Origin of the sequence: Flavobacterium sp., assembly GCF_040379285.1 — a bacterium.
Taxonomy (GTDB): domain Bacteria; phylum Bacteroidota; class Bacteroidia; order Flavobacteriales; family Flavobacteriaceae; genus Flavobacterium.
In genome coordinates this window covers 14663-34475 of the sequence record NZ_JBEILJ010000024.1, presented here as the reverse complement: position 1 = coordinate 34475, position 19813 = coordinate 14663, and the positions used below count along the sequence as shown (strand labels likewise).

The window sequence follows — 19813 nt, the reverse complement described above, 5'->3', positions numbered from 1 at the left end:
GGCGTTGGGCGTGGTTGACGAGATCTTCACTAATACTTCCGTTAAAGAAGTGCGCCAATCCTTTTCGGCCGTGTGTGCTCATTCCGATAAGATCAGCATCAATGCTATTGGCAAAGTTCAAAATTCCTTTTTCCACATTGGTTTCGTTGTAGATGTGAGTAACGTAATTGTTGATTTGGAAATTACGGACAAACCCATCAATGATACCTTGTGCGGTGGAAGTTGACTTAAAGTTGTTGGGCGTATTGATCATTACCAAGTGGAGTGTGGCGCCAAACTTGTTGGCAAACTCTACGGCTTTGGTAAAAGGTTGACGGGTTTCTTCAGAGAAGTCTGAGGCGAAAACGAACTTGTCAACATTGAATTCTCCCATATCCTTTTTAATAATCAACACGGGTACTTCGGCATTGCGCACCACTTTTTCCGCATTGGAACCGATAAACATTTCTTTGTAGCCGCTCGCGCCATGGGAACCCATTACAATTAAGTCTACATTGTTTAAACGGCTGATATTTAAAATGCCTTCAAAAGCCAATTCAAACTGGATTACTTCCGAAACATTGATTCCGTCCAAATAGGGAGAGTCCATGATTTCTTCAAGCTTGTTAATTGCGGCATTTTTGAAAAACATTAATTCGGGAATGTCGTGACCTTTGCTAATTGCATCGCTTCCTTCGTGTGGCAATTCCAACATGTGTAATAAAATGATTTCACCATTGTTTTTGCGGGCGATTTGAGCAGCAACTTTTAAGGCGTATTCGGCGTGTTCAGAAAAATCCGTTGGGATAAGAATTTTTTTCATTGTTAGGTAATATTATGGTTTTTGTTTATTTATTTGCTTGTATAAAAGTACAAAAAAAATATCAACCCTTGCTGTTTTTTTAAAATAAAAAAAACCTATATTTGCACCGTTGTTTAAAGAATGATGCGTAATGAGGGAAGCACTGCTTCCCTCTTTTTATAACAAAAGATGACCTTCAAAGAAAAAGTAATGCAGTTGTTGGAGCAAGGGCTGGCCGAGAAGCCACACTTGTTTTTAATAGATGTTTCGATTTCAGATAGTTACAAAATTAGTGTAACTTTGGACGGGGATAATGGAGTGACCTTACAAGACTGTATGGATATCAGTCGCGCCATTGAACATCATTTGGATCGGGAAGAAGTCGACTTTTCATTGGATGTTGCGTCGGCCGGTGTGGGATCGCCATTAAAGTTGGTGCGTCAATACCAAAACAACGTGGGACGCTGGTTGATTGTAAAAACAACGGAAGGCACAGTGATTGAAGCGGTTTTAGCGGCGGCAGATGAAGAGAAAATTACACTTTCCTGGGAAGCCCGTGAGCCGAAAAAAATTGGAAAAGGGAAGGAAACAGTCCAAAAAGTAATGGAGATTTCCTACGCCCAAATCAAAGAAGCAGTGGTTACAATAAAATTCTAATAAATCATTATATAATGGAAAATCTTGCATTAATAGAATCATTTTCTGAGTTTAAAGATGACAAATTAATCGATCGTGTTACCTTAATGGCCATCCTTGAGGATGTTTTTCGTAACGCTTTGAAAAAGAAATATGGTTCTGATGACAATTTTGACATCATTATCAACCCCGACAAAGGGGATATGGAAATCTGGAGAAATCGCGTAGTTGTTGCCGATGGCGATGTTGAAGATTCTAACTCACAGATTTCTCTTTCGGAAGCCCGCAAGATTGAACCCGATTTTGAAGTCGGTGAAGACGTTTCGGAAGAAGTGAAGTTGATTGACTTAGGCCGTCGTGCGATTTTGGCATTACGTCAAAATTTAATTTCAAAAATCCACGAGCACGATAATACCAACTTGTACAAGCAGTTTAAAGATATTATCGGTGAAATTTATACGGCTGAGGTACACCATGTGCGTCCCAAAGTGGTTATTTTGGTGGATGATGATGGTAACGAAATTGTATTGCCTAAAGAAAAACAAATTCCTTCCGACTTTTTCCGCAAAGGCGATAATGTAAAAGGAATTATCGAAAGTGTGGAGCTGAAAGGCAATAAGCCACAAATTGTAATGTCGCGTACTTCTGAAAAGTTTTTGGAAAAATTGTTTGAACAAGAAATTCCAGAGGTGTTCGATGGCTTGATTATGATTAAAAAAGTGGTGCGTATCCCTGGAGAGAAAGCCAAAGTAGCGGTTGATTCCTACGATGATCGCATTGACCCAGTAGGAGCTTGTGTAGGGATGAAAGGGTCTCGTATACACGGTATTGTTCGTGAGTTAGGCAACGAAAATATTGACGTAATTAACTTTACAGCCAACCCTTCTTTGCTGATTTCAAGAGCGTTGAGTCCTGCCAAAGTGTCTTCCATAAAGTTGGACGAAGCACGTAAGTCGGCAGAAGTTTTCTTAAAATTAGAAGAAGTTTCCAAAGCGATCGGTCGTGGAGGACAAAATATTAAATTGGCTAGTTTGTTGACAGGTTTTGAATTGGATGTCATTCGCGAAGGAAGCGCAACCGAAGATGATGATGTTGAATTAACCGAATTTTCAGATGAAATCGATGGGTGGATTATCGATGAGTTTGCCAAAATCGGATTGGATACGGCCAAAAGCATACTCAAACAAGATGTAGCCGATTTAGCCCGAAGAACCGATCTAGAAGAAGAAACCATCCTTGAAGTGATGCGTATTCTGAAAGAAGAGTTTGAAGACTAAATAATGCCTACATTTACAAAAGAATACAGAACTTAATCACACTATATGTCTGACGAAAGAAATATACGAATTAACAAAGTTTTACGGGAATTAAATATTTCTCTGGACCGTGCCGTGGACTTCCTTAAAGAAAAAGGAATCTCCATTGATTCGAATCCAAATGCCAAAATTTCTGCAGATGAATTTGATATTCTTCAAAATCAATTTGCAGGGGATCGTGGAAACAAAGAAGCATCCAAAGGCGTTAGCGAAGAAATTCGCAAAGAAAAAGAAGCGCTGCGTTTAGAACGTGAGCGTGAATTGGAAGAGAAAAAACGCCAAGAAGAAGAACGTCAGCGACAAGAAGTAATTAAGGCTAAAGCTCTAGTCACAGGGCCAAAACCCGTAGGAAAAATTGATTTAGATCAAAAAACGCTACCAGACTCTGAACTCGCATCAACTCCGATACCAGTGTCCGTTTCAGTTTCTAAAGAGCTTGAAAATACGACTGAGGTTGCCCCCGAAGTAAAGGAACAGCCTAACTTGGGTAAACCAAAGGAAACAGCGCAAGCGCCAATATCAGTTGAAGGTCAAGACGATACGTATAAAACTATTTACACGAAATTGACAGGCCCTGTTGTAGCAGGTGAGAAAATAGACTTGACCAAATTTGAAAAGCCCAAAAAGAAGAAAGAAGAGGGTGCCAAAGAAGGGGAAGGCAAAAACAAACGCAAACGTATTCAAGCCAAACCTGACGCTCGTCCTGGAGGAGGAAATCCCAATGCGGGAGGGAATGCTAATAAAGGAGGTAATTCGAAGTTTGGTAACAAACCTGGGTTCCAAAAAGGAGGCAATCGACCTGCCGTTGTTCAAAAAGTAGAACCTACGGAGGAAGAAGTTAAAAATCAAATTAAAGAAACCTTGGAGCGTCTTCAAGGTAAAGGTAATAAATCAAAAGCAGCGAAATACCGGCGTGAAAAACGCGACACCCACCGTCAACGAAATGAAGACGAATTACAAGCGTTGGAGGAAGGAAGTAAAATCCTTAAAGTAACCGAGTTTGTAACGGTAGGCGAGATTGCTAGTATGATGGATGTGCCGATTACAAAAGTAATTGGAACCTGTATGTCTTTGGGAATCATGGTGACCATGAACCAACGTCTTGATGCAGAAACGTTGACTATTGTGGCGGATGAATTCGGATTTGAAGTGGAATTTATCTCTACCGAAATTGAAGAAACGATCAAAGTGGTAGAGGACCGCGAAGAAGATTTGAAATCCCGAGCCCCTATAGTTACGGTGATGGGTCACGTTGATCACGGGAAAACTTCGTTGTTGGATAATATTCGTAAAACCAATGTTATTGCAGGAGAATCCGGAGGAATTACCCAACATATTGGGGCTTATTCGGTAACCTTAGAAAATGGAAAACGAATTACATTTTTAGATACACCCGGTCACGAGGCCTTTACCGCTATGCGTGCCCGAGGAGCTCAAGTCACCGACGTCGCCATTATTGTGTGTGCTGCCGATGACGATATCATGCCCCAAACGAAGGAGGCAATCAGTCACGCCCAAGCAGCGGGGGTTCCCATGATTTTTGCCATAAATAAGGTAGATAAGCCTGCTGCCAATCCCGAACGCATTAAAGAACAATTGGCGCAAATGAACTTGTTGGTAGAAGATTGGGGTGGGAAATACCAATCCCATGAAATTTCAGCAAAATTTGGTCAAGGGGTTAATGAATTGTTGGAAAAAGTGCTTTTAGAAGCTGAAATTTTAGATTTAAAAGCCAATCCCAACAAACCAGCAATTGGTACCGTTGTGGAAGCCCAATTAGATAAAGGTCGTGGATATGTAACAACCATTTTGGTACAAGCAGGAACCTTAAGTGTTGGCGATTATGTATTAGCCGGTAAAAACCATGGAAAAGTAAAAGCGATGTACGATGAGCGCGGTCACAGTATTAAAGTGGCAGGTCCATCCACACCTGTTTCTATTTTAGGTTTGGATGGTGCTCCTACCGCGGGAGATAAATTCAATGTATTTGAAGATGAACGCGAAGCGAAGCAAATTGCAGCCAAGAGAACCCAACTTTTACGCGAACAATCGGTTCGTACGCAAAAGCATATTACGTTGGCCGAAATCGGACGCCGTATTGCATTAGGTCAGTTTAAAGAATTAAACGTGATTTTGAAAGGAGACGTGGATGGTTCAGTAGAAGCATTATCCGATTCGTTCTCAAAATTATCAACAGAGGAAATTCAAATCAATATCATACACAAAGGAGTAGGAGCGATCACAGAATCGGATGTTATGTTAGCCTCAGCTTCTGATGCGATCATCATCGGATTTAATGTCCGTCCCGCTGGAGCTGCCAAACAGTTGGCGGAAAAAGAAGAGATTGATATCCGTAATTATTCGATTATTTACGATGCAATCGATGATTTGAAAGATGCGATGGAAGGTATGTTATCGCCTGAGATGAAAGAAGAAGTCACGGGGAATGCAGAAATTCGCGAAACGTTCAAAATATCGAAAGTGGGGACTATTGCAGGATGTATGGTCACTGATGGTAAAATATTCCGCAACTCCCGTATTCGTTTAATTCGCGAGGGGGTCGTAATATTTACAGGCGAACTTACTGCATTAAAACGATTTAAAGATGACGTAAAAGAAGTGTCCAAAGGGTACGATTGTGGTATTCAAATCAAGAACTATAACGACATACAAATCAATGATATCATCGAAGCCTACCATGAAGTTGAGGTCCGTAAAAAATTGAAATAAAAGGCAATTAGATAAAAAAAGCGGTTCATTTGAACCGCTTTTTTATGCTCTATTGGGTTTTACGACTAAGGCGTTGGGATATTTTTTTTTAAGTAGAATGAGATTTCTTTCCGCTTCAATTCGGCTTTTAAAATTTCCTACCCAAACCTTATAAATGGGGGTGCTAAAAACGATGGTAGCATCGTATTGTTTGTTGTCTTTGCGAAACAAGGCCAACATTTTTTTTGCATCTTCACTGGCGCCACTAAACAGTTGAATTTTATAGCGATTATTCACCGTAATCGCTGCGTTTATTTTTCTTTTTTCAGCCAGTAATTGTTCAAATTTAGGGTCTTGCTCAACGGTAACTTGTTGGCTAAAAAGGATGTTAAAATTTAAAAAAAACAATCCCAAAAAAAGCCGCTTTTTCTCAGGTTTTTGAAGTCTTATTTTCATAATCTTTTGATTTATATACAAATGTAAGAGTATCCTTTTATTTATGCTAAAATTTTACTATTTAGAATTGTTATAAATTGTTGTTTTACATTCTTTTTGGGTTTTGATAATAGTGCATAAATCGTATTTTTGCTCAAGTTTTTAAAAAAATGTGTAGTTTCCTCTTGAAATACCTTCAAAAAACTATGCCAAAACGTCGATAATCATTAATAATATGAAAAAAGTGGGTAACCATAATTCGATTTCAAAAATGTATTCTTTCGGGTTAGCATTACTGCTAACGTTTTCACTCTCTACTTTCGCTCAAGATCCAGCTACAGCGGCTCCACCAGCAGCCCCCGCTGCGGCAGCGGCTCCAGTAGCTCCAGCAGCTTCAGCAGGTGGTGATGTGGCCAAAGGGAAGGAATTATTTAACACCAATTGTGCTGCTTGTCACAATTTAGATAAGCCAATGACGGGTCCTGCACTTCGTGGGGTAGCTAACAAGTACGATAAAGCATGGTTGTACAAGTGGATCAAAAACAGTTCAGCTTTGATTGCTTCTGGCGATGCTAAAGCTGTGAAGGTTTTTGAAGAAAACGGCAAAAAAGTAATGACCCCTTTCCCACAATTGACCGATGCTGACATAGACAATATTTTAGCTTATACCTCTGAACCAAAACCAGAAGCTCCAGCAGCGGGTGCTGTAGGTCCAGCAGGCCAAGGAGGCGGTGGTGCAGAAGGAGGTATATCGAATGAATTGATTTTAGGTGCTTTGGCTTTAGTGATGTTGATGTTGGTCGTTATGTTGTTGTTGGTCAATAATGTTTTAACCAAAATTGCAAAATCTAACGGCGTTGAAATTCCCGTAAGAACTACAAATCCCCTTTCTATTTGGAAAGCTTTTGCACAAAACCAATTCTTAGTTTTGGTTACTTCGATATTTTTATTGTTAGCCAGTGGTTACTTTGCATACGGATATTTAATGCAAATTGGTGTAGACCAAGACTATGCTCCAATTCAACCGATTCACTATTCGCACCGTATTCACGCGGGAAGCAATGGAATCGATTGTAAATATTGTCACTCGGCAGCCCGTGTAAGTAAAAACGGAGGTATTCCTTCATTAAATATTTGTATGAACTGCCACAAGAATATTTCTGAAGTATCAGACACTACTGCTACTGCAGAATATTCTAAAGCATTCTATGATGCTCAAATTCAAAAATTATATGATGCTGTGGGTTGGGATAAATCGACCCAATCGTACACTGGGAAAACGAAACCTGTAAAATGGGTTCGTATCCACAATTTACCTGACTTTGCTTATTTCAATCACTCACAGCACGTTACTGTAGCGGGGATCGAATGTCAAAAATGTCACGGTCCTGTAGAAACTTACGAGATTCAGAAGCAATTTGCGCCATTGACCATGGGCTGGTGTATCAACTGTCACCGTGAGACTGAGGTGAAAATGGAAGGCAACGCTTACTATGAGAAAATCCATGCTGAACTTTCCAAAAAATATGGAAAAGAGAAGCTAACTATCGCTGATATGGGTGGTTTGGAATGTGGTAAGTGTCACTATTAATCAATTATTAAGAAGCTAATATTTATATACGATGTCATCTAACAAAAAATACTGGAAAAGTGTTGAAGAACTAAACGAAAATAGTTCTATTGTTGAGACGCTTAGAAATAATGAATTCGTGGAAGAAATTCCAACCGATGCTTTTTTAGCCGACGAATCTTTATCTTCTTCATCAACTTCCCGTCGTGATTTCTTAAAATATGTTGGTTTTTCCACCGCTGCAGCTACTTTAGCAGCGTGTGAAGGGCCTGTGCATAAATCAATTCCTTATGTAGTTCAGCCAGAGACAATCATTCCTGGTGTAGCGGATTACTATGCTACGACTATGTTTGATGGTTTTGATTTTGCCAACCTATTGATCAAAACACGTGAGGGTCGACCTATTAAAGTTGAAAACAACCGTTTGACAGGAGCCAAGTTTGCTGCCAACGCTCGAGCGCATGCCTCTGTATTGTCTTTGTACGATAGTTTGCGTTTGCAAAATCCGAAAATAGAAGGGAAGAATGCTTCTTGGTCGGATGTGAATGCACGCGTTAAAGCCTCTTTGGCGGAAGCAAAAGCCTCTGGAAAACAAGTTGTATTGTTGACATCTACTTTAGCAAGTCCGTCTACAGAGCGTTTGATTGCCGATTTTATAGCGAAAAATCCAACGGCTAAGCATGTAGTGTATGACGCTATTTCTGAGTCTGCAGCTTTGGATGCTTTCGAAACCGTATATGGAGAGCGTGGACTTGCAGATTATGACTTTTCAAAAGCGGCCATGATTGTATCAATTGGTGCTGACTTCCTTGGCGATTGGCAAGGTGGCGGACACGATAGTAGCTATGCACAAGGACGTGTGCCTCAAAATGGTAAGATGTCTAAACATTTCCAATTTGAAGCCAACATGACATTGTCGGGAGCAGCTGCCGACAAGCGTGTTCCTATGACAATCGCTGATCAAAAATTAGCTTTAGTAAAAATTTATAATGCTATAACTGGTTCTTCTATAGGAACGGCAAAAACAGCCCACGATGCTGTCATTGCTAAAGCTGCTGAGCAATTGAAACAAGCAGGTTCCAAAGGACTTTTAGTTTCTGGTATTCATGATAAAAATGCACAACTTTTAGTATTTGCGATTAACCAAGTATTAAAAAGTGAAGCGTTGGCTCAAGCAGGAGTTCGTTACGTTCGCAAAGGAAATAACGCACAAGTGGCCCAATTGCTAAAAGATATGGCTGCTGGAGCTGTTCACACCTTAATCATGAGTGGTGTGAATCCAGTATATACTCTTGCTGATGGTGAAGCTTTTGCTAATGCTTTAGGTAAAGTAAAACTTTCTGTAAGTTTCACTCAACGAGAGGACGAAACGGCTTTAAAATCAACTATTGCTGCGGCGGCTCCTCACTATTTAGAATCATGGAATGATCACGTGTTGACAAAAGGTTCCTATTCTTTAACCCAGCCTACGATTCGTCCTTTATTCAATACGAAACAATTCCAAGAAGCTTTAATGACTTGGAACGGTGTTGCGGGTACCTACTACGATTATATCAAAGCAGGTGCTGCTGGATTCTTAGGAAGTTCAACTTGGAACCAAGCCCTACACGATGGTCTTACGGTTTATGGTGGAGGTGTTTTAGCTGGTGGAACCGCTGATTATGCTGCTGCTGCATCTGCTTTGGCCGCATCAAAAGGCGCTAAATTCGAGTTGGTGTTGTATTCAAAAACAGGTATGGGTGACGGTCAACAAGCCAATAACCCATGGTTGCAAGAGTTTCCTGATCCTATAACACGAGTATCTTGGGATAACTATCTAACGCTTTCGCAAGCCGATGCTGACGCATTTAAAGTAGGTAACAATATTGTTGCCAACGGAGGGTTAAATGGTAGTTATGTGACGTTAACCGTAAATGGAACAACACTCAAAAATGTTCCAGTTATCGTACAACCCGGTCAAGCCAAGGGAACAGTAGGTTTGGCGTTTGGTTACGGACGTAAAGCTGCTTTAAAAGAAGAAATGCAAGTAGGGGTTAACGCCTATACTTTATACAAAAACTTTAATGATGTTCAGTCTGTAGAAATTACTCCTGAATCAGGGGAACATGAATTTGCTTGTGTTCAGTCGCACAAAACCTTAATGGGTCGCGGTGATATCGTTAAAGAAACAACTTTAGAGATTTTCAATACGAAAGATGCTGAAATTTGGAATCCTGTTCCAGTGGTTTCGTTGGATCACAAAGAAGTTGAAGCTACAAAAGTAGATTTATGGGAATCCTTCGACCGTTCAATTGGTCACCACTTCAATTTATCGATTGACTTAAACAGCTGTACAGGTTGCGGAGCGTGTGTAATTGCATGTCATGCTGAAAATAATGTTCCAGTTGTTGGTAAGTCAGAGGTAAGAAGAAGCCGTGATATGCACTGGTTGCGTATTGACCGCTACTATTCGTCAGAAGAAACCTTTGCTGATGATGTGGCGAAGAAAAAAGATTTTGATGGATTATTCGGAGACAAAGGTTCGTTGGGTGGATTTGGTCAAATGGAAAATCCCGCAGAGAATCCTCAAGTAGTATTCCAACCCATTATGTGTCAACACTGTAACCACGCGCCTTGTGAAACTGTTTGTCCAGTAGCTGCTACTTCTCACGGTCTTCAAGGTCAAAACCAAATGGCATACAACCGTTGTGTAGGTACCCGTTATTGTGCCAACAACTGTCCTTATAAAGTGCGTCGTTTCAACTGGTTCCTATATAACCATAACGATGAATTTAATTTCCACATGAATGATGATTTAGGCCGTATGGTGGTGAATCCAGATGTGAATGTTCGTTCACGTGGGGTTATGGAAAAATGTTCGATGTGTATTCAGAAAACACAGTTGACCATTTTAACGGCAAAACGTGAAGGAAGACCTGTGGAGGCTAACGAATTTGAGACTGCTTGTTCGGCAGCTTGTAGCACTGGTGCTATGGTGTTTGGTGATGTTAACAACAAGGAAAGCGAAGTAGCTCAATTGGCAGAAAGCAACCGTATGTACCACTTGTTGGAGCATGTGGGTACGAAACCTAATGTATTCTACCACGTAAAAGTTAGAAATACTTAATTAATAAATTAATAAGAAACACTATATAGGATTATGTCGTCTCATTACGAAGCACCCATTAGAAAGCCATTAGTTATAGGTGATAAAACTTATCACGATGTAACTGTTGATGTTGCTGCTCCTGTAGAAGGAAGAGCCAACAAACAATGGTGGACCGTTTTTTCAATCGCTTTGGCCGCTTTCCTTTGGGGAATAGGCTGTATCATCTATACCATCTCTACTGGTATCGGAACCTGGGGTCTCAACAAAACAGTAGGTTGGGCTTGGGATATTACCAACTTCGTTTGGTGGGTAGGTATTGGTCACGCAGGAACCTTAATTTCCGCTGTACTTTTACTTTTCCGTCAACGTTGGAGAATGGCGATTAACCGTTCTGCAGAAGCAATGACCATTTTCTCAGTAGTTCAAGCAGGTTTATTCCCAATTATTCACATGGGTAGACCTTGGTTAGCTTACTGGGTATTGCCTATACCTAACCAATTTGGTTCTTTGTGGGTGAATTTCAACTCCCCACTTTTATGGGACGTATTTGCGATTTCAACCTATCTTTCCGTTTCTTTGGTGTTTTGGTGGACAGGTTTATTGCCTGACTTTGCGATGCTTCGTGACCGTGCAGTAACTCCTTTTTCAAAACGTGTATATTCTATTTTGAGTTTTGGTTGGAGTGGTCGCGCTAAAGATTGGCAACGTTTTGAAGAAGTTTCTTTAGTACTAGCCGGTTTAGCAACTCCTTTGGTACTTTCAGTACATACCATCGTATCGTTTGACTTTGCTACCTCTGTTGTTCCTGGATGGCATACCACAATTTTCCCTCCGTACTTCGTTGCAGGTGCGGTATTCTCAGGATTTGCGATGGTAAACACGCTTTTGATTGTAATGCGTAAAGTGTCTAATTTAGAAGCTTACATTACCTTACAACACATTGAATTGATGAACATCATTATCATGATTACGGGTTCAATTGTAGGGGTAGCCTACATTACCGAGTTATTTGTAGCTTGGTATTCAGGGGTTGAGTATGAGCAATATGCTTTCCTAAACCGTGCAACCGGTCCTTATGCTTGGTCGTATTGGTTGATGATGACGTGTAACGTATTTTCACCTCAGTTCATGTGGTTTAAAAAATTACGTACAAGCATCATGTTCTCTTTCATTATTTCAATTGTCGTAAATATTGGGATGTGGTTTGAGCGTTTCGTAATTATTGTAACTTCATTACACCGCGACTACTTACCTTCTTCTTGGACGAAATTTTCACCGACTTTTGTTGATATCGGTATATATATTGGAACTATCGGATTCTTCTTTGTATTGTTCTTATTGTATGCTCGTTCTTTCCCTGTGATTGCCCAAGCAGAGGTGAAAACAATTTTGAAGTCTTCCGGTGACAATTACAAGAGAGCCCGTGAAAAAGAAGGACATAATCATCATTCAGATAATCATTAATAAACGTCATGAGCAGTACAAAAGTTATTCACGCACTATATAACGATGACGATGTATTGATGGATGCTGTAAAGCAAACCCGTAAAGCACATCATCATATTGAAGAAGTATTTACTCCATTTCCGGTGCACGGTTTGGATAAAGCGATGGGATTAGCGCCCACACGTTTAGCGATTTGCGCTTTCATTTATGGATGTATTGGTATTTCAGTAGCCACTTGGATGATGTGGAATATCATGATTAATGATTGGCCCCAAGATATCGGTGGAAAACCAAGTTTCACTTACCTTCAAAACATGCCGGCTTTTGTTCCTGTAATGTTTGAAATGACGGTATTTTTTGCCGCTCACTTGATGGTAATTACTTTTTATATGAGAAGTCGTTTATGGCCTTTCAAAAAAGCAGAAAATCCAGATGTACGTACTACAGACGATCACTTTTTAATGGAAGTTTCGGTTTCTGGTGATGAAGAAGCAATGGTGGCTTTCTTCAAAAATACAGGTGCTGTAGAAGTTAAAGTTATTGAAAGCATTAAGACCATGAAGAATAGTTTAAAAATAGCCATGATGTTTGGAGCTGTAGCTTTATTCACAGCTTGTAAAGACGATAAATCACCGAACTACCAATACATGCCCAACATGTACGAATCGGTGGCTTATGAAACTTATGCTGAGTCGGATGCTTTCAATTCAGTAAATGCGAAAAGTGAAAACGGAAAAGAAGGACAGATTCCACCCGATGGTACCATCAAAAGAGGTCATGTTCCTTATGAATTACCGAATTCAACGCAAGGGTACGAAGCTTCTAAAGCAGTAGTTAACCCTTTTCCAGCAGACAAAATCGACATGAAAAAAGCAGAAGAATTGTATGTAATTTACTGCGCTATTTGTCATGGAACTGCTGGGGACGGTAAAGGAAAATTGGTTACGCAAGGGAAATACCTAGGGGTACCTAATTACAAGGATCGCCAAGTCACAGAAGGAAGCGTGAATCACGTTTTGATGTACGGTTTGAACTCCATGGGATCGTATGCCAATCAGTTGAACCGTGAAGAACGTTGGATGGTATCGCATTATGTGATGCAATTGAAGAGCAAATTATAATTGTAGAATTATCAGATTAATATAGATATGTACACATTTTCACAAAGATTAAAAACCTCGGCCTTCATTCTAATTGCATTAGGATTGGTAGGTATCGTATATGGGTTTTTATCTACTCCGAAAACTATAGAAGATGTTGAGAAAATTGTTGCTGCGGCTCATCATGAGGGTCATGGCGAACACGGTGGTCATGCCACTGCTACTTCTCACGATACCCATGCAACCCCTACCCATGAGGCTCACGCAGCAAAAACAGATGCGCATCATGAAGCAACTCACAAAACAGAGGATGCTCATGCCGTTTCAAAAGATACAACGCATGTAGCGGCAACAGATTCTATCGCGCAGCCTGTAGCTCCTGAAACTGCTAAAAAAACGCTATCCGTAGTGCCTAAGAAAGAGAAACATATCGACCCGGCGGTAGCCCACAAAGAACATATCGAGCATGTGATGCATCAATTACAAAATAAGCCTTGGGCTGCCTTATATGTAGCATGTATCTTTTTCTTATTAGTGACTATGGGAGCCTTAGCTTTCTACGCTATTCAACAAGTAGCGCAAGCAGGTTGGTCTCCCGTATTGTTCCGTGTGATGCAAGGTATAACTGCTTATTTACCCGTAGGATCCATCATTTTCTTCGGATTATTATTAGCTTCAGGTTTACACATGAACCATTTGTTCACTTGGATGGAGGATGGTGTAACCAAACCAGGTTCACCAAACTATGATGCCTTAATTGCAGGGAAGTCTGGCTATTTGAATTTCGGTTTTTGGATTATCCGCGCTGCTGTTTTCTTGTTGGGTTGGAACCTATACCGTTATTTCTCACGTAAAAACTGTTTGGCTCAAGATGAAGCTTCTGATGACGCTTACTACAAGAAAAATTTCAAGCTTTCTGCTACATTCTTAGTGTTCTTTATTGTGTCCGAGTCGATTATGGCTTGGGACTGGATTATGTCCTTAGATCCACATTGGTTTAGTACTTTGTTTGGTTGGTATGTATTTGCGAGTTTCTTTGTAAGTGGAATTACTACGATTTCAATGGTTACATTGTATTTAAAATCAAAAGGATATTTAGAATATGTAAATTCAAGTCATATTCACGACTTATCTAAGTTTATGTTCGGGATTAGCGTATTTTGGACGTACTTATGGTTCTCACAATTCATGTTAATTTGGTATGCCAATATTCCTGAAGAGGTTACTTATTTCATAACACGTATCAACGATTACACCTTACCATTCTGGGGCGCTGTCGGATTAAATTTCGTATTCCCGTTCTTGACATTAATCAATACTGATTTCAAACGTGTAGCTCCAATAGTAGTTACAGCTGGTGTTGTCATTTTATTCGGTCATTATATTGATTTCTTCAATATGATTATGCCCGCTACAGTAGGTGACCAATGGTTTATCGGTGTATCCGAAATCAGTTCTGTATTGTTCTTCTTAGGCTTATTTATTTTGGTTGTGTTTAACGCTTTAACCAAGGCACCACTTACGCCAAAACGTAATCCATTCATGGAAGAAAGTAAACATTTTCATTATTAATATTTAAAGAAAAGAACAAATGACAGCTTTATTAGTAGTTCTTGTTTTAGTTTTATTATCCGTAGCCTTGTGGCAGTTAAGCAAGATTTTTGCCTTAACGCAAATTGGTAAAAAGTCCACTGATGAATCCTCACAAGTTGCGGGTGATAACGACAATAGAGTCAATGGTTACTTAATGTTCGGATTTTTGGCCTTCATTTATTTGATTACCATTATCTGTATCGTAAAATATGGTTCCTATCCATTAATGAGTAATTCTGCATCTGAACATGGTGTAGAGGTTGATCAATTGATGTGGATTTCCATGCTTTTGATTTTCTTCGTGCAAACAGTGACGCAAGCTTTGCTTCATTATTATGCCTACAAGTATTCTGGTAAAAAAGGACAGGTAGCAGCTTATATCTCTGACAATAATAAGTTAGAATTTATTTGGAGTGCTATTCCAGCTATCGTATTGGCAGTATTGATTTTCTTTGGTTTGTATGCATGGACAGACATCATGTTTATCAATGAAAAAGAGGAAAAACCTATTGTAATTGAAGTCTATGCACAGCAATTTAAATGGACTGCCCGTTATGCTGGTGAAGATAATGTATTAGGAAAAGCTAACGTTCGTTTAATCGAAGGGATAAATACGCTAGGAGTAGATTTAGCTGATCCCAATGCGCAAGATGATATCGTCACAGAAGAATTACACATCCCTAAAGGAAAAAAAGTAATCTTTAAGATTCGTTCGCAAGATGTATTACATTCCATGTACATGCCTCACTTCCGTGCACAAATGAACTGTGTGCCCGGTATGGTTACGCAATTTGCCTTTATACCAATCATGACGACACAAGAAATGCGTGATACGCCCGAAATGATTGAAAAAGTGGATAACATTAATGCAATCCGTACCAAAAAAAGTAAAGAATTAGAAGCGCAAGGGAAAACAGGTTTAGATCCTTATACTTTTGACTATTTACTTCTATGTAACAAAATTTGTGGTTCTTCACACTACAACATGCAAATGAAAGTGGTAGTAGACGAACCTCAAGAGTACCAAAAGTGGTTGAAAGAAAAAACAACTTTGGTTCAAGCTGTCAAAAATGCCGCTAAAGCAGATGCTGCCGCTGCTGCTGGGACAACACCATCAGATACAACCGCTACCAAACCTGATACTACGGTAGTAGCGCAAGCAAAATAAGTAAAAAGATAAAATTATATTACTAGGATATGAGTCACGCACACGACCTTCACATTGATGATCATGCACATGATCACCACCACAAGGATACTTTCATTACAAAGTATATCTTCAGTATTGACCATAAAATGATTTCCAAGCAATACCTACTTACAGGTATTATCATGGGGATTATCGGGGTGGGTATGTCTCTTTTGTTCCGTATGCAATTAGCATGGCCGGAGGAGTCCTTCAAAGTATTCAAGTTTTTCCTTGGTGAGCGTATGGCTCCCGATGGAGTAATGACCAACGAAGCGTACTTAGCATTAATTACCATTCACGGTACAATCATGGTATTCTTCGTATTAACGGCCGCTTTGAGTGGTACGTTCAGTAATTTATTAATTCCATTGCAGTTGGGTGCGCGTGACATGGCCTCAGGTTTCCTGAATATGGTTTCCTATTGGTTGTTCTTCCTTTCCAGCGTGATCATGGTCGTTTCTTTGTTTGTGGAGTCAGGACCTGCTTCAGCGGGATGGACCATCTATCCACCGTTGAGTGCCTTACCGCAAGCCATTCCGGGTTCAGGACTAGGGATGACGCTTTGGTTAGTTTCTATGGCTATTTTCATTGCTTCCTCTTTGTTGGGTTCTCTTAACTATATTGTAACGGTGTTAAACCTACGTACCAAAGGGATGAGTATGACGCGTATGCCGTTAACTATTTGGGCTTTCTTCATTACAGCGGTAATTGGGGTTATTTCTTTCCCTGTACTTTTATCGGCTGCTTTGTTGTTGATCATGGACCGTAGTTTCGGGACTTCTTTCTTCCTATCCGATATTTACCTTGCTGGTGAAGTATTAGATTATCAAGGGGGGTCACCTGTATTGTTCGAACACTTGTTCTGGTTCTTAGGTCACCCTGAAGTATATATCATTTTATTACCTGCTTTAGGAATTACTTCTGAAGTAATTGCTACCAATGCGCGTAAACCAATCTTCGGATACCGTGCGATGATTATGTCCATCTTAGCGATAGCATTCTTATCCACTATCGTTTGGGGTCATCACATGTTTATTTCTGGAATGAACCCCTTCCTTGGTTCCGTATTTACTTTTACCACTTTGTTGATTGCAATTCCATCTGCGGTAAAAGCATTTAACTACATTACCACCATTTGGAAAGGTAATTTACAAATGAACCCTGCGATGTTGTTCTCCATCGGATTAGTATCTACGTTCATCACAGGTGGTTTGACGGGTATCATCTTAGGAGACAGTACGCTTGACATCAACGTTCACGATACCTATTTCGTAGTAGCGCACTTCCACTTGGTAATGGGTATCTCGGCATTGTACGGTATGTTCGCTGGAATCTACCACTGGTTCCCTAAAATGTACGGTCGAATGTTGAATAAAAACTTAGGGTATGTTCACTTCTGGGTAACTGCAATCTGTGCCTACGGAGTATTTTTCCCTATGCACTTTATCGGGATGGCCGGATTACCACGCCGTTACTATACTAACACCAACTTCCCTATCTTCGATGATATGCAAGATGTAAACGTGGTGATCACGATGTTTGCCTTAATCGGAGGAGCTTTCCAGTTGGTATTTATCTATAACTTCTTTAGCTCTATTTTCTTTGGTGAAAAAGCACCACAGAATCCATGGCGTTCTAACACGTTAGAGTGGACAGCGCCTGTAGAACATATGCACGGTAACTGGCCAGGTGAGATTCCAGAAGTACACCGTTGGCCTTATGACTACAGCAAGCCTGGGCATGACGAAGATTTCGTACCTCAAAATGTACCGATGAAACCCGGAGAAGAGGTTCTTCATCACTAAAATATCTCAAAAGCCTTTCTTCGGAAAGGCTTTTTTTATTCCTCCAAACTTGTGCTATATTTGTGCTATGAACGAAAACTTAGATCCCACCAATAAGGGCTACAACCCCGAAGAAATTGACCTCGAAAAGAAGCTAAGACCCTTGTCGTTTGACGATTTTACTGGTCAAGACCAAGTACTCGAGAATTTAAAAGTTTTCGTTAAAGCCGCCAATCTTCGCGACGAAGCCCTCGATCATACCCTTTTTCACGGCCCCCCAGGATTGGGAAAAACCACCTTAGCCAATATACTTGCCAATGAATTGGGTGTTGGGATAAAAATTACATCAGGCCCCGTTCTCGATAAACCCGGAGATCTCGCGGGGCTCCTCACAAATCTTGAAGAACGCGATGTGCTTTTTATCGACGAAATTCACCGGCTCAGTCCCGTAGTGGAAGAGTATTTGTATTCGGCCATGGAAGATTTTAAAATCGATATCATGATCGAAACAGGACCCAATGCACGTTCCTTACAAATCAATCTCAACCCTTTTACCCTTGTAGGTGCAACCACACGGAGCGGACTACTCACTGCACCCATGCGGGCGCGTTTCGGAATCCAATCGCGCTTACAATACTATAATACCGAACTCCTAACAACCATTGTGCAGCGAAGTGCCATCATTCTCGGCGTACCAATTTCCATGGAAGCGGCTATCGAAATTGCAGGACGAAGCCGAGGAACACCCCGTATCGCCAATGCACTCTTACGCCGTGTTCGCGATTTTGCTCAGATAAAAGGAAATGGTAAAATCGATATTGAAATCGCCCAATACTCCCTTCAAGCCTTGCATGTCGATGCGCACGGTCTGGATGAAATGGACAATAAGATTCTCACCACGATTATAGATAAATTCAAAGGCGGTCCCGTGGGACTCTCCACATTGGCCACCGCCGTTTCTGAAAACGGTGAAACCATCGAAGAAGTTTACGAACCTTTTTTAATTCAAGAAGGGTTCATCATTCGCACACCACGTGGTCGCGAAGTAACCGAAAAGGCCTATCGCCACTTAGGTAAAATTAAAGGAACGTCTCAGGGTGAATTGTTTTAGGGCATTCCCCCGAATTCATTTCCCTGCGTCTATTCTCGTTTTCTCTCGGGGTCGGGCTTTCCGCAGTACGCGCCCTCCTCACGTCGGGCGGGTACTTCGCTGCAATCCCTAATGCACATGAACAACCAAAAACAACACTACAGTCAGTTTATAAAAGCCGAAGCCAAACGCCTTGGGTTTCTCTCTTGCGGTATTGCCAAAGCCGGTTTTCTAGAAGCCGAAGCCCCCCGTTTGGAAAGCTGGCTCCATAAAGGCTTTCACGGTGAAATGCAGTATATGGAAAACCATTTTGATAAACGCCTAGATCCTAGGTTGCTTGTCGAGGATGCCAAAAGTGTCATTTCAGTGCTTCTCAATTATTTTCCCTCCGAAACTCAACAAGAGGATACGTACAAGATTTCAAAATATGCCTACGGTAAAGACTATCATTACGTCATCAAAGACAAACTAAAAGCGCTTTTGCACAGTATACAAACCGAAATCGGAGCCGTTAACGGACGTGCATTTGTCGATTCTGCCCCAGTCTTGGACAAAGCTTGGGCTGCCAAAAGTGGACTAGGATGGATCGGTAAAAATGCCAATCTCATTACCCAAAAAACGGGTTCTTATTATTTTGTAGCCGAACTCATCGTCGATCTTGAATTGGACTATGATCCGCCCACTACCGATCATTGTGGAACTTGCACCGCTTGTATTGACGCTTGTCCCACCCAAGCTATCGTGGCTCCTTATGTGGTCGACGGCAGCAAGTGCATTTCGTATTTTACTATCGAACTCAAAAATCAATTGCCCGAAACCATGAAAGGCGCTTGGAATGACTGGGTCTTCGGTTGTGATGTGTGTCAAGAAGTGTGTCCTTGGAACCGTTTTGCAACGCCACATCAAGAGCCCCAATTTAATCCGCATCCCGATTTGCTCTCTTTTTCCAAAAAGGATTGGGAGGAAATTACAGAAGATATTTTCAAAGAAGTTTTTCGGGATTCGGCGGTGAAACGAACCCAATACCAAGGCCTAAAACGCAATATTGACTTCCTCAAATAAATCCTTCATTTGTT

14 protein-coding genes and 1 pseudogene are annotated in these 19813 nt (G+C 40.7%); 13 read left to right on the top strand and 2 right to left on the bottom strand.

Going from position 1 to position 19813, the window contains the following annotated elements; all coding sequences use genetic code 11:
• Positions 1 to 802, bottom strand: an 802-nt coding sequence (locus tag ABWO12_RS06855) for a universal stress protein (RefSeq protein ID WP_353088018.1), incomplete at its 3' end; no start/stop codon positions are given.
• Positions 803 to 970: 168 nt separating this feature from the next.
• Between ABWO12_RS06855 and rimP the strand changes: the two genes are divergently transcribed.
• From rimP to infB, 3 genes are read left to right on the top strand one after another with little or no spacing between them, the layout of a single operon-like run.
• Positions 971 to 1438 (top strand): ribosome assembly cofactor RimP, encoded by a 468-nt coding sequence (rimP, locus tag ABWO12_RS06850; RefSeq protein ID WP_353088017.1) that lies wholly within the window; start codon positions 971 to 973, stop codon positions 1436 to 1438.
• A 14-nt stretch (positions 1439 to 1452) separates the two neighbouring features.
• Complete coding sequence (gene nusA / locus ABWO12_RS06845) at positions 1453 to 2694, top strand: transcription termination factor NusA (RefSeq protein ID WP_353088016.1); 1242 nt, start codon at positions 1453 to 1455, stop codon at positions 2692 to 2694.
• 45 nt (positions 2695 to 2739) lie between these two features.
• Positions 2740 to 5463, top strand: a complete 2724-nt coding sequence (infB, locus tag ABWO12_RS06840) for a translation initiation factor IF-2 (protein WP_353088015.1) — start codon at positions 2740 to 2742, stop codon at positions 5461 to 5463.
• A gap of 42 nt (positions 5464 to 5505) precedes the next feature.
• Here the strand turns inward: infB and ABWO12_RS06835 are convergent, their stop codons facing one another.
• Positions 5506 to 5898 (bottom strand): SPOR domain-containing protein, encoded by a 393-nt coding sequence (locus tag ABWO12_RS06835; protein ID WP_353088014.1) that lies wholly within the window; start codon positions 5896 to 5898, stop codon positions 5506 to 5508.
• A gap of 214 nt (positions 5899 to 6112) precedes the next feature.
• On the opposite strand from ABWO12_RS06835, the gene ABWO12_RS06830 reads away from it, so the two are divergent.
• The 10 genes and pseudogenes from ABWO12_RS06830 (at position 6113) to queG (ending at position 19799) form a co-directional block, all read left to right on the top strand.
• Positions 6113 to 7468, top strand: a complete 1356-nt coding sequence (locus tag ABWO12_RS06830; RefSeq protein WP_353088013.1) for a c-type cytochrome — start codon at positions 6113 to 6115, stop codon at positions 7466 to 7468.
• A 31-nt stretch (positions 7469 to 7499) separates the two neighbouring features.
• A complete protein-coding gene (locus ABWO12_RS06825; protein ID WP_353088012.1) occupies positions 7500 to 10553 on the top strand; it encodes a TAT-variant-translocated molybdopterin oxidoreductase in 3054 nt (1017 codons plus the stop codon).
• Positions 10554 to 10586: 33 nt separating this feature from the next.
• Positions 10587 to 11999: an NrfD/PsrC family molybdoenzyme membrane anchor subunit gene (nrfD, locus tag ABWO12_RS06820; protein ID WP_287784553.1), complete on the top strand. Its 1413-nt coding sequence runs from the start codon at positions 10587 to 10589 to the stop codon at positions 11997 to 11999.
• 8 nt (positions 12000 to 12007) lie between these two features.
• Positions 12008 to 12526: pseudogene (locus ABWO12_RS06815) on the top strand (DUF3341 domain-containing protein); the annotation flags it as partial.
• Positions 12527 to 12538: 12 nt separating this feature from the next.
• Positions 12539 to 13102: a c-type cytochrome gene (locus tag ABWO12_RS06810; RefSeq protein WP_353088020.1), complete on the top strand. Its 564-nt coding sequence runs from the start codon at positions 12539 to 12541 to the stop codon at positions 13100 to 13102.
• A gap of 27 nt (positions 13103 to 13129) precedes the next feature.
• Entirely contained in the window at positions 13130 to 14653 is a 1524-nt protein-coding gene (locus ABWO12_RS06805; protein ID WP_353088011.1) for a quinol:cytochrome C oxidoreductase, read from the top strand.
• Between the two features lie 19 nt (positions 14654 to 14672).
• The gene (locus tag ABWO12_RS06800) at positions 14673 to 15842 is read left to right on the top strand and encodes a cytochrome c oxidase subunit II (RefSeq protein WP_353088010.1); all 1170 of its coding nucleotides are present in this window, start codon (positions 14673 to 14675) and stop codon (positions 15840 to 15842) included.
• A gap of 29 nt (positions 15843 to 15871) precedes the next feature.
• A complete protein-coding gene (locus tag ABWO12_RS06795) occupies positions 15872 to 17668 on the top strand; it encodes a cytochrome c oxidase subunit I (protein ID WP_353088009.1) in 1797 nt (598 codons plus the stop codon).
• Between the two features lie 67 nt (positions 17669 to 17735).
• Positions 17736 to 18758: a Holliday junction branch migration DNA helicase RuvB gene (gene ruvB, locus ABWO12_RS06790; RefSeq protein ID WP_353088008.1), complete on the top strand. Its 1023-nt coding sequence runs from the start codon at positions 17736 to 17738 to the stop codon at positions 18756 to 18758.
• Positions 18759 to 18875: 117 nt separating this feature from the next.
• Positions 18876 to 19799: a tRNA epoxyqueuosine(34) reductase QueG gene (gene queG / locus ABWO12_RS06785; RefSeq protein ID WP_353088007.1), complete on the top strand. Its 924-nt coding sequence runs from the start codon at positions 18876 to 18878 to the stop codon at positions 19797 to 19799.
• Positions 19800 to 19813: the final 14 nt, after the last annotated feature.

What these genes read in the sequence shown, in the direction of transcription:
- rimP (WP_353088017.1), top strand. Translation starts at nt 971, where the DNA reads ATGACCTTCAAAGAAAAAGTAATGCAGTTGTTGGAGCAAGGGCTGGCC.
- nusA (WP_353088016.1), top strand. Translation starts at nt 1,453, where the DNA reads ATGGAAAATCTTGCATTAATAGAATCATTTTCTGAGTTTAAAGATGAC.
- infB (WP_353088015.1), top strand. Translation starts at nt 2,740, where the DNA reads ATGTCTGACGAAAGAAATATACGAATTAACAAAGTTTTACGGGAATTA.
- ABWO12_RS06835 (WP_353088014.1), bottom strand. Translation starts at nt 5,898, where the DNA reads ATGAAAATAAGACTTCAAAAACCTGAGAAAAAGCGGCTTTTTTTGGGA.
- ABWO12_RS06830 (WP_353088013.1), top strand. Translation starts at nt 6,113, where the DNA reads ATGAAAAAAGTGGGTAACCATAATTCGATTTCAAAAATGTATTCTTTC.
- ABWO12_RS06825 (WP_353088012.1), top strand. Translation starts at nt 7,500, where the DNA reads ATGTCATCTAACAAAAAATACTGGAAAAGTGTTGAAGAACTAAACGAA.
- nrfD (WP_287784553.1), top strand. Translation starts at nt 10,587, where the DNA reads ATGTCGTCTCATTACGAAGCACCCATTAGAAAGCCATTAGTTATAGGT.
- ABWO12_RS06810 (WP_353088020.1), top strand. Translation starts at nt 12,539, where the DNA reads ATGAAGAATAGTTTAAAAATAGCCATGATGTTTGGAGCTGTAGCTTTA.
- ABWO12_RS06805 (WP_353088011.1), top strand. Translation starts at nt 13,130, where the DNA reads ATGTACACATTTTCACAAAGATTAAAAACCTCGGCCTTCATTCTAATT.
- ABWO12_RS06800 (WP_353088010.1), top strand. Translation starts at nt 14,673, where the DNA reads ATGACAGCTTTATTAGTAGTTCTTGTTTTAGTTTTATTATCCGTAGCC.
- ABWO12_RS06795 (WP_353088009.1), top strand. Translation starts at nt 15,872, where the DNA reads ATGAGTCACGCACACGACCTTCACATTGATGATCATGCACATGATCAC.
- ruvB (WP_353088008.1), top strand. Translation starts at nt 17,736, where the DNA reads ATGAACGAAAACTTAGATCCCACCAATAAGGGCTACAACCCCGAAGAA.
- queG (WP_353088007.1), top strand. Translation starts at nt 18,876, where the DNA reads ATGAACAACCAAAAACAACACTACAGTCAGTTTATAAAAGCCGAAGCC.